Origin of the sequence: Aquimarina sp. AU119, assembly GCF_900312735.1 — a bacterium.
Taxonomy (GTDB): domain Bacteria; phylum Bacteroidota; class Bacteroidia; order Flavobacteriales; family Flavobacteriaceae; genus Aquimarina; species Aquimarina algiphila.
Window position 1 is genome coordinate 166,806 of sequence record NZ_OMPF01000039.1, and the last position, 10,888, is coordinate 177,693.

9 protein-coding genes and 1 rRNA gene are annotated in these 10,888 nt (G+C 30.9%); 8 read left to right on the forward strand and 2 right to left on the reverse strand.

Annotation, left to right across the window (positions count from 1 at the left end; genetic code table 11):
* The first annotated feature begins 4 nt into the window (after positions 1–4).
* The 3 genes from DK442_RS27975 to DK442_RS27985 are packed head-to-tail and all read left to right on the forward strand — an operon-like array spanning position 5 to position 1,934.
* The gene (locus DK442_RS27975) at positions 5–841 is read left to right on the forward strand and encodes a DUF4249 family protein (protein ID WP_109439219.1); all 837 of its coding nucleotides are present in this window, start codon (positions 5–7) and stop codon (positions 839–841) included.
* 54 nt (positions 842–895) lie between these two features.
* Positions 896–1,708, forward strand: coding sequence for an N-acetylmuramic acid 6-phosphate etherase (gene murQ, locus DK442_RS27980; protein WP_109439220.1), 813 nt, complete (start codon positions 896–898; stop codon positions 1,706–1,708).
* Positions 1,698–1,934: a DUF6095 family protein gene (locus DK442_RS27985; RefSeq protein WP_109439221.1), complete on the forward strand. Its 237-nt coding sequence runs from the start codon at positions 1,698–1,700 to the stop codon at positions 1,932–1,934. Before murQ ends, DK442_RS27985 begins: the two co-directional genes overlap by 11 nt.
* A 13-nt stretch (positions 1,935–1,947) precedes the next feature.
* On the opposite strand, the gene DK442_RS27990 is transcribed toward DK442_RS27985, so the two are convergent.
* Entirely contained in the window at positions 1,948–2,457 is a 510-nt protein-coding gene (locus DK442_RS27990; protein WP_109439222.1) for a DinB family protein, read from the reverse strand.
* 295 nt (positions 2,458–2,752) lie between these two features.
* Here DK442_RS27990 and DK442_RS27995 point away from each other — a divergent pair, with 295 nt between their 5' ends.
* From DK442_RS27995 to DK442_RS28015, 5 genes are all read left to right on the forward strand, one after another.
* Positions 2,753–3,574, forward strand: coding sequence for a hypothetical protein (locus DK442_RS27995; protein ID WP_109439223.1), 822 nt, complete (start codon positions 2,753–2,755; stop codon positions 3,572–3,574).
* A 165-nt stretch (positions 3,575–3,739) separates the two neighbouring features.
* Positions 3,740–4,951 (forward strand): DNA polymerase IV, encoded by a 1,212-nt coding sequence (locus DK442_RS28000; protein ID WP_109439224.1) that lies wholly within the window; start codon positions 3,740–3,742, stop codon positions 4,949–4,951.
* Between the two features lie 51 nt (positions 4,952–5,002).
* Positions 5,003–7,963: a DNA polymerase III subunit alpha gene (locus tag DK442_RS28005; protein ID WP_109439225.1), complete on the forward strand. Its 2,961-nt coding sequence runs from the start codon at positions 5,003–5,005 to the stop codon at positions 7,961–7,963.
* A 197-nt stretch (positions 7,964–8,160) separates the two neighbouring features.
* On the forward strand, positions 8,161–10,368 hold the full coding sequence (locus tag DK442_RS28010) for an ATP-binding protein (RefSeq protein ID WP_109439226.1): 2,208 nt from the start codon (positions 8,161–8,163) through the stop codon (positions 10,366–10,368).
* Between the two features lie 58 nt (positions 10,369–10,426).
* Positions 10,427–10,633: a hypothetical protein gene (locus DK442_RS28015; RefSeq protein ID WP_109439227.1), complete on the forward strand. Its 207-nt coding sequence runs from the start codon at positions 10,427–10,429 to the stop codon at positions 10,631–10,633.
* A gap of 146 nt (positions 10,634–10,779) precedes the next feature.
* Here DK442_RS28015 and rrf read toward each other — a convergent pair.
* A 5S ribosomal RNA gene (gene rrf / locus DK442_RS28020) occupies positions 10,780–10,887 on the reverse strand.
* Position 10,888 lies beyond the last annotated feature (1 nt).

Genomic DNA, 10,888 nt, shown 5'->3' on the forward strand with positions numbered 1-10,888 from the left:
AGAAATGAGGAAAGTAATATATATAGCATTTGGGATTCTATTTTTTATGAGTTGTGAAGATGTCGTTGATATTGATGTCCCCGAAGGTGAGCCAAAACTAGTCATTGACGCTTCATTAGAATTTGTTACACAAACAGATGGTTCTTTACGACTCGAAAATGAAGAAATAAAACTAACAATGTCTGCGCCTTTCTTTGATGAAAATACTCCTACTGTTAGTGATGCTACAATTTATATTACTAACCTCACATTTGATTTTATATACAATTTTGACGAACTATCTTTTGAACCTGGTACATACATACCTTCTAACGGAAGTTTTTTATGGGATTTTGAATCAGATTACGAACTTACTGTAATTCATGATAATGAGACCTATAAAGCTACTACAAAAATTATCCCATCCGTACCTATTGACAATATTGCACAAGGAGATGGAACATTGTTTGAAGGTAATGAAATCGAAATAGAAGTTAGTTTTACCGATGACGGAAATCGCAATGATTTCTATCTTTTTGATTTTGATTTTAATCTATTTCTACCCAGTGAAGATCGCTTTTATCAGGGAAAACCCTTTAAATTCTCATACTTCTATGAAAACCCAGAAGAAGTTGAAGGTAGAGAAGTTACTATAAAAATTCTTGGTATTGATCAAAGATATTTTAATTATTCTAGTATTCTTATCGAACAAAGTGAACAAGATGGTGGTAATCCTTTCCAAGCTCCACCTGCAATATTAAGAGGAAATATTATCAATACTACAAATTCTGATAATTATCCATTGGGATATTTTAACCTTTCAGAGACTTATAGTTTTCCTTTTACAATTCAGAAAAAATAGTATTTCTACTCAATAATATGACTTATTGCGCTCTTTAATCTGTATTTTTGATATATGCAATTTATTAAAACTACAGAACAAACCTCAAAACACAACCATTTAGAAAAAATGAGTGTTACTGAGTTATTGACAAATATTAACACTGAAGATAAAACGGTACCTGATGCTGTAGAAAAATCAATTCCGCAAATAGAAGCTTTAGTCAAAGAAATTGTACAAAAACTAAAAAATGGAGGTAGGCTTTTCTATACAGGAGCAGGAACAAGTGGTCGATTAGGTATCGTAGACGCCAGCGAATGCCCTCCTACTTTTGGGGTTTCACATGATCTTGTGATTGGTTTAATTGCAGGAGGTGACACTGCCATTCGAAAAGCTGTAGAATTTGCAGAAGATAGTCCTACTCAAGGGTGGAAAGACTTAACAGAATATAATGTTTCAGAAAAAGATGTAGTGATTGGTATTGCAGCTTCAGGAACAACTCCTTATGTAGTAAAAGCATTACAACATTGTAACGAAAATAATATTACTACGGGTTGTATTACTTGTAATGAAGGAAGCCCTTTGGCCACAACTGCACAATTTCCTGTTGTGGTTACCGTGGGGGCCGAATTTGTGACGGGAAGCTCTCGCATGAAAGCAGGAACAGCTCAAAAACTAGTCCTAAATATGATTTCCACTGCTACAATGATTCAATTAGGAAGAGTAAAGGGCAACAAAATGGTGGATATGCAGCTTAGCAATAATAAATTAGTAGATCGAGGAACACGTATGATTATGGAAGAATTATCTATTGATCGAGAGAAAGCATCAAGGTTACTAGAACAATATGGAAGTGTACGAAACGCAATAGATAATTATGGAGCCTAAAAGAACAAATAAAGAATTATTAGGCAAAGGAGTTCAACGTATGGCTATAGCTTTGATTTTTATGTTTATTAGTCCGGTTGTTATTCATTCTGCATTCAAAAATCAAGAACATCCTTTATACATACCTATATTAGTATTAGGATTAATTAGTGCTGGATTTGCCATATTTATGGCATTCAAAGGCCTAAAAACTATAATGGAATCGATTTTTGGGAAGAAGAAATAAAAGCTTCTTTTATTTAAATACCTTCTCTTTTATTGACTGGGGATGTAGGATTATAACCAAATCCATTAATTTTGATTTCTACCTTTAAATGATCAAGAATATATCCTATAATAGCATAATGGTGCGTCGCATGACTATTTGCATGTGATAAGATACTTTCTAAAGTATAATTAACGGTTACTTTTCCTTGTCCCATATTATCTGTGACATTTATCAAATAATCAGTATTCACATCTACATAAGATAACAACGTTTCCTGAAGTTGATATATATAGTTTATTGCAGATTTCTTATCTGTAGATAAAGTCTCATCCCTCTTACGAGCAGTTAGATCAATATTATTAGAATCTAATCCGCTAATGATACAGTCAAAAAAATCAAGTGTGTGTCGTATATGAGAACCTATACTAGAGTAGTATGGCCCCACTGAAGTGTTTTTGTAAGTATTAGAATCAATTGCGTCTAATAGTGCAATAGCATTATTGAGATTATGATTTATTGAAGATATAATTAATTGTTTCATGGGCTGTTTAGACGTAATATACATAATTAGCTTACAAAATAAATATTTTTAAGTTATAAATCTATTTTTCAAATATTATAATAAAATATAAAACAAATATCAACGTTTTAGGATCATAAAGTCCACATAATAATTATCTTACCTTCTCACAAGCAGTAGGATATTTATCACTAAAACTAAGGTTTACCCGTAAAAATTAAGATAAAATACGCTTTTTATCGATTAATGGCCTTTTTATTGGATTTTACAAATAAAATATTGTATTATTGCTTTGTGATTTAAAAGCCCCCGAAGAATGAAAAGAATTGCACTTATCTTATTATTGCTATGTTTTATTCCTAAAACTAATGCCCAAAACGTATACGACGATGCCTTAACTGCTGCAAGTTATGCGTATTCTCATAGTAAGAAAGCACATGGTGCTAATAATGTTTTTCACACCCAAGAATATGCAGATAAAGCTATAGAAGCTTTTCAAAAAGTAGAAAATTTAGCTGACCAATGTAACTGTAAAAAAGCAACTGAAACAGCTTACCAAGCTAGAGTTGATATGGAAAGTTCATTAGAACAAGACACATATGAGCGTAGTAGATTTTTTGCAAAAAGAGCTAAAGAATTAGGTTCTAAAATTTTAGAACAACTAACATTTTGTCAAGCAAGTGTAGGTAGCTATTCTGATGTAGAAGAAACCGCATCTATTGAAGAAGAAAATGAATTAGCAGAAGCAACACAAGAAGTATCTGATAAGCAAAAGGAATTAGAAGCCAAGCGTCGTCAATTAGAAATCGAACAACAACAATTAGAGCAACAAATAGCTGAACAAAGCAGAAAGAAGGCTGAATTTGAAGCTAAGCGTGCAGCAGAACTGAAAGAACAATCTCTAATTAAATCAAAAGCTGAACAAGCACTACACAAATTAGAAAGCGCTTTACAAGAATTGAGTGTTGTTTTAAATGAAGAATCTAAATTTGAATCACAAGCTGATTATGTAAGAAGTGAAAATGATTTAAAGAATGAATCTCTTCATGACACAAAGAATTTCTATGTAAACAGAGCAAAAGAACTTACTAAAACTGCTATGCAGCAATTTGCTAGCTATAATATGGCAGAAAACTAATAACCGCTTAATTTTATTTTGTAGCCCCAAAATAGAATTTTTTCAAACGACACCTTTTATAGGTGTCGTTTTTTTATACGCTATATTGTGAATAAAATTAATAACTAAGTTACAAAGTAATAGGAATAATTCCATATATTTGGAATTATTCCATAAAACTTAGTATTGAGAACTATATTACATCTTGACCTGGATACATTTTATGTATCTGTAGAACGCATCATCAATAGCACATTAAAAAACAAGCCTCTGCTTGTTGGTGGCATTAGTGATCGTGGTGTTGTAGCGGCATGTAGCTATGAAACAAGAGCCTATGGCATACATTCTGGTATGCCTATGAAAATAGCAAAAGAACTTTGTCCAGAAGCTGTAGTAATCAAAGGAAATGCAGGAACCTACAGCAAATATTCTGATCTGGTAACAGAAATCATTAAAGAAAAAGTACCTGTTTTTGAAAAATCGAGTATTGATGAATTCTACGCAGATCTTTCTGGTATGGATAAATTTTTTGGATCCTACAAATATGCTTCAGAGCTACGCCAAAAAGTAATCACAGAAACCGGTCTTCCTATATCTTTTGGTCTTTCTGGTAATAAAGTAGTTTCTAAAGTAGCAACTAATGAAGCTAAACCTAATAACCAATTAAAAATAGATTTTGGTACAGAAAAGCCATTTTTAGCTCCTCTATCAATTAAAAAAATACCCATGGTAGGTGATAAAACCTATTATACACTTCGAAATTTAGGTGTTCGTTATATTAAAACTATCCAGGACATGCCTGCAGATATCATGAAAGGAGTACTGGGAGTAAATGGCTTAACAATATGGAAAAGAGCTAATGGAATAGATAACACACCTGTTATTTCATTTTCTGAACGTAAATCAATCTCTACAGAAAGAACATTTGATAAAGACACTATAGATATTTATAAGCTTAGAAATATTCTCATTGCAATGACAGAAAATCTTTCTTATCAATTGCGAAGAGGGAATAAGTTAACTGCTTGCATTGCCGTAAAAATCAGATATTCTGATTTCAACACATACTCTAAACAAATAAAAATACCATATACAAGTGGAGATCACATTCTTATTCCCAAAATTCTCGAGGTATTCGAAAAATTATATCAGAAAAGATTATTAGTACGGTTAATAGGTATACGGTTTAGTCATTTGGTAAGTGGAAATTATCAGATCAACTTATTTGAAGATGATGAGAAACAACTTAACCTGTATCAGGCATTAGATAATATTAGAGTTCGATATGGAGATCGAAGTGTGATTAGAGCTGCAGCCATAGGATCATCTACAATTGGCAGAATGCAAAACCCTTTTAATGGTCAGCCACCAATAGTATTAGCACACAGAAAACAATAAATATTCAAAATATAAACAACAAATAAAATATAACGTACAGTTTGATACTAAATGTACCTTAATTGCCACTCATACTACAGTTTACGCTTTGGAACTTTTTCTGAGACAGACCTCTTAACATTAGCTGAAGAAAACAATATAAAATGTTTGGCCTTAACTGATATTAATAATACTTCAGCCTGTCTTAATTTTATAAGAAAAGCAAAAGAGTATAAAATCAAACCCATTATAGGAGTAGATTTTAGAAACAACCACCAGCCTTTATACATAGGTCTCGCCAAAAACAATGAAGGATATAAAGAACTAAATGATTTCTTATCATATCATTCTCATGAAAAAATCAATTTCCCAGAAACAGCTCCGGTGTTTAAACAAGCATATATCATATACCCTATCCAAAAAGTAATATCATTAAATAAAACTGAGTTTTTAACTAACGAATTTATCGGTGTATCTATAACAGAAATCTCAAAACTCCGCCTTTCCAGATTAAAAAGTTTAGAACATAAATTAGTAATATTACAACCTGTTACTTTTAGAAATAAAAAAGATTTTAATGCTCATCGCCTGTTAAGAGCTATCGATAACAATATTTTACTAAGTCGACTACCTGAAACTCAACAAGCTTGTTTTTCAGAAAAAATGATTCCCTATCATGAAATAGAAGAAAAATTCTCAGAATTTGACTTCATTATTAAAAATACCATTGCAATCCAGAAAAATTGTACTATTGATTTTGATTTTTCTAAAAACAAACCTTCTCTTAACCAAAAAACATATACTGGTACTATTGAGGAAGATAATACTCTATTAAGAGAACTTTGTCAAAAAGAGCTATTGTATCGATATCCAAATCCAAAACAAGAAGTATTGGATCGATTAGAAAAAGAATTGTCGCTAATAACAAAAATGCAGTTTGTCTCCTATTTTTTAATCAACTGGAGAATTATTTCTTATGCACAAAGTAAAGGCTATTATTATGTGGGTAGAGGTAGTGGTGCAAATAGCATTGTTGCATACTTACTTCGCATCACAGATGTAGATCCTATAGAATTAGATTTATATTTTGAACGTTTTATAAATACTCATCGTACAAGTCCTCCAGATTTTGATATTGATTTTTCTTGGAAAGATCGACAAGATATTACACGATTCATCTTTGAAGAATTTGATCATGTAGCATTATTAGGAACATACATCACATTTCATTATAAAGGTGCAGTAAGAGAACTCGGAAAAGTATTTGGCCTTCCGAAATTTGAAATCGACAAATTAAGTGAAGGTGATTATGACTACAACACTCTTGATCATATTCATAAATTAGTTATTATTTATAGCAATCTTGTCCAGGGGATTCCTAATTACCTCAGTATTCATGCTAGTGGGATATTAATTAGTGAACATCCTTTACATTTTTATTCTGCCACGGATTTACCCCCAAAAGGATTTCCAACAGTACATTACGATATGATCATAGCAGAAGACTTAGGCCTATATAAATTTGATATACTGGGCCAACGCGGATTAGCAAAAATTAAAGACGCTATAAAAATCATTAAATACAATCAACCAGAAGTAGCCGATTTTGATATTCATGATATCTCAAGATTTAAAAAAGACCCTAAAATTAATACCTTAATAAAAGAAGCTAAGTGCTTAGCATGTTTTTATGTTGAATCTCCTGCAATGAGAATGTTATTGAGTAAATTAAAAACAGATAACTATTTAGGCTTAGTAGCCGCAAGCTCTATTATACGACCAGGTGTAGCCAAAAGTGGTATGATGCGAGAATATATTTTACGCGAACATGATATAGAAAGAAGAAAAAAATCTCACCCGATTATGTTTGACTTAATGAATGAAACTTATGGAATTATGGTATACCAAGAAGATGTAATTAAAGTAGCACATTTTTTTGCAAAGCTAACATTGGATGAGGCTGATGTATTACGACGAGGTATGAGTGGTAAATTTAGATCCCGAAAAGAGTTCAAAGACGTAAAAGAAAAATTTATAAACAATTGTAAAAATGAAGGATATAAAGAGTCTCTAATTCATGAGATCTGGAATCAAGTAGCTAGCTTTGCCGGATATGCATTTCCCAAAGGCCATTCTGCATCATATGCAGTAGAAAGCTATCAAAGTTTATTTTTAAAAGCATATTTTCCATTAGAATACTTAGTCGCTACACTCAATAACGGAGGAGGCTTTTATCGTCCTGAAATATATCTTCATGAAGCAGAGATGTTAGGAGCCACAATACAAACTCCATGCATTAACACCAGTAATCATGAACATACCATTATAGATAAAAATATATTCTTAGGGCTAATGATTCTAAGAAACCTAGATCTCAAAACTACTCAAACAATTCTAACAGATCGAAATCAAAATGGCCCCTACACCTCTTTGGATAATTTTATTGACAGAGTACAAATAAGCATAGAACAGATAAGCATTCTTATCAAGATTGAAGCTTTCAGATTCACCGAAAAGAATAAACATGAATTATTATGGGAAGCTCACTTTAAAATCAATGGTGCACCTACTCAACAACATAATCAACCCCTCCTATTTAAAGAGAAACGTACAGAGTACAAACTTCCAGAATTAAAAACTTCAGAACTAGAAACCGCATTCGAACAAATTGAATCTTTTGGATTTCCTCTTTCTGGATATTACAAAATATTAGCTTCTCCTCCAAAAAACAAAAATAGTGCTAATCAACTTTATAAATACACTAATAAATTCATAGATATTTATGGGTACTTAATTGCCATGAAAAATACTAAGACCCATTCAGGAAAGCGCATGGCTTTTGGAACATTTTTAGACCAATTCGGAAACATTTTCGATACTGTAATATTTCCAAAAACACAAGAAAGATATAAATTAAAAGGAAGAGGTATTTATCGTATATACGGTAAAGTAGTTGAAGAATTTAATTTTTTAAGTATCGAGGTTATAAAAATTATAAAACAAGATTACATCCCTGACCCCAGATATGTATAAATACATACAATCAACATATAGTTTATTATTACTTTCTAAAATCCAAAGTTATAATAATTCATTTCCAAAAAAGTAGTATTATTCCTTCTATTTAAATTTTATTTTATCTAAAAATGTGTTTTTACCGTATTTATTTTACGTATTATCTGTTTATTTGTGTTTTTTTCATATATTTGAGCACCCCAAAACTGAATTGAATGATAAGAATTAAAAAATATCATATAGTTACTATATGCTTTTATTTATTTTATTCAATTACATATGCTCAACATGAATATGAAGAAATGTCGTTTTCTGAATTAGAAAGCATTATTATTCATACTGAAAACCATTTTAATTCATTAGGAAGAGCTAGTCGTATCATGACTATTGAAACGGTAATTGATGTCTCAGAAAAATTTAATCCCAAACAAAAATATTATCTAAAAGCGCATTCATATAATGCTCTAGGGAAAGTTTACTATACCAATAAAGATTACGAAGAAGCAATCAAAAATTATAAAATTGCTGAATTATTTATAAAAGAACTCGATGGATATCCAGAATTGTCCATAGATATAAATAATAATATTGCTTTAGTGTATATAAACGGATTTAATAAGCCAAAAAAAGCGCTTAGAAGAATAAAGCATATTTATGAGAATTCTAATGATTTAAATGAAAAATCTCAGCATGTTTTAGCACTAAACCTTGCCAATATTTACATAAGAACAAAAAACTACAAAAAAGCTTATGATCTGTTAGAAAAATGCAAAAAATATTTCATTAATAACCAACAAGACATCTCAAAATTAGCTACTACATATGCTAGTTATGGAGAATACTACTATCGTTTTAGACAATATAGTAATGCTATAAAGTATTATGAACTAGCTGCTACTATAACTGAAAAAAATCAATTGTTCAGGCAGGCGATGACTATTTATAAAAAATATGAAGATTTATTGGTAAAAATTGGAAGAGAAGATAAAGCATATGCGATTCTAAAAAAATATACTAAGCATCATCAAACTGCTCTCGACATAGAAAAGCAAGAAGCTCATCAATATAAAAAACAGTTAACCGTAAGTGAAGAAAAAAACACTGTAGAAACTAAAAAAGCCAAACAATCTAAAACCATATCTATATTCACTGTCTCTCTGCTTCTATTATGCTTAATATTCTTTTGTTTCTTTATTTACAATCATAGAAAAATAAAAACTCTTGGGCAATCTCTTGCATTAAGGAATAAAGAACTTAAAATTTCAAAAGAAAAATCTGATCATCTGGCAGCTGTAAAAACAAAATTCATATCAACGGTTAGTCACGAGCTCAGAACTCCATTATATGGAGTAGTAGGTCTATCCTCGATTCTAATGGAACGAATAACAGACAAAGAAAATCATAAGTTTATAAAGCTCATGAAATTCTCAGCCGATCACCTGCTTAATCTCATTAATGACGTATTACAAGTTACCAAAATGGAATCTTATGAAATACATCTTGACAAATCTAGTTACGATCTTAAAAATCTTGCAGATGATATTAAAAATTCATTCGAATATCAAGCTGAAAAAAATGGCAATACTTTACATCTAAATCTTGATCCTGATATTCCTAATCAACTTATTGGAGATGCTGTAAGGTTATCTCAAATTTTCATCAATTTAATCAGTAATGCTAATAAGTTTACTAAAAACGGAAATATTTGGCTGAATTTTATAAACCCGGTCATTACCGATAACGAAGTTGAAATAACCTTTGAAATAAAAGATGATGGAAGAGGAATTCCTTTAGACAAACAAGAACTAATATTTGATAAGTTTTCTCAAGCCAATTCTAAAGATCACACTACAGGTACAGGTCTTGGGTTACATATAGTCAAAAATTTAGTTAATCTCCATGGAGGTGAAATTAAAATTAACAGCTCTCCCGGAAAAGGATCTACATTTTATTTCACAATATCTTTTGAAATCGACAAAAAAAATGAAGCTATTAACAAAGAAAATAATACTAAAAATTGTATTTCCTTAAATACCAAAGATTATAATGTCTTAATAGTTGAGGACAATAAAATAAATCAAATAGTTACACAAAACATTCTTAAATCAAAGGAGTATCACTCTGAAATTGCTGATAATGGGCTCATAGCAATCGAAATGGCAAAGAAAAAAAGATATGATCTTATTTTAATGGATTTGAATATGCCAAAAATGGGCGGAATGGAATCTACTAAAATAATTAGAGAATTTGATCCACACATACCTATTATTGCATTGACCGCTTCAGATACTCAAGATACGATAAAAGCAATACTTCATCCAGATTCTGGTTTTAGTGATTTTATGAGAAAGCCATATAAGAACGAAGAATTCTTTAAGAAAATTGAACTAAACCTTAATACCTCTATTTCAAAAGCATCCTAAACAAGAATACTTTCAAGTTTTTAAGTATATTAGTAGTAATCTTAAAACTCAAATAATTATGTATTCAAAAATTTTAACCGTAAAAGGAGTTCAACAACTTACCAAAAAAGAACAATCTAACATTATTGGTTCTCGTTCTAGCCAATGTAACTCTAATGGAAGTGGGTCTACTGGAGAAAGTTGTACTAATGCATCACAATGCACACCATTACTACCTGGATTTCCTGTTTTTTGTTTTAGAGGATGTTGCCTTAGTGCTTATTAAACTGTAATATTCGATTGAATTTGTAGAAGTGAGATGAAATCTCCTCCTTTATAGAATTTTACATTAATTCTATTCTCTTCACATATTTTATTATTATTACATTTGGGTATAAAAAAACCCTTCAATAGATATTGAAGGGTTTTCAAGGAAGGCGGCGACCTACTCTCCCACGATTGTAGTACCATTGGCGCTAATGGGCTTAACTTCTCTGTTCGGAATGGTAAGAGGTGAGCCCCATTGCTATAACCACCTTAA

Coding starts and splice junctions, on each gene's coding strand:
- DK442_RS27975 (WP_109439219.1), top strand. CDS start 5: ATGAGGAAAGTAATATATATAGCATTTGGGATTCTATTTTTTATGAGT.
- murQ (WP_109439220.1), top strand. CDS start 896: ATGCAATTTATTAAAACTACAGAACAAACCTCAAAACACAACCATTTA.
- DK442_RS27985 (WP_109439221.1), top strand. CDS start 1,698: ATGGAGCCTAAAAGAACAAATAAAGAATTATTAGGCAAAGGAGTTCAA.
- DK442_RS27990 (WP_109439222.1), bottom strand. CDS start 2,457: ATGAAACAATTAATTATATCTTCAATAAATCATAATCTCAATAATGCT.
- DK442_RS27995 (WP_109439223.1), top strand. CDS start 2,753: ATGAAAAGAATTGCACTTATCTTATTATTGCTATGTTTTATTCCTAAA.
- DK442_RS28005 (WP_109439225.1), top strand. CDS start 5,003: ATGTACCTTAATTGCCACTCATACTACAGTTTACGCTTTGGAACTTTT.
- DK442_RS28010 (WP_109439226.1), top strand. CDS start 8,161: ATGATAAGAATTAAAAAATATCATATAGTTACTATATGCTTTTATTTA.
- DK442_RS28015 (WP_109439227.1), top strand. CDS start 10,427: ATGTATTCAAAAATTTTAACCGTAAAAGGAGTTCAACAACTTACCAAA.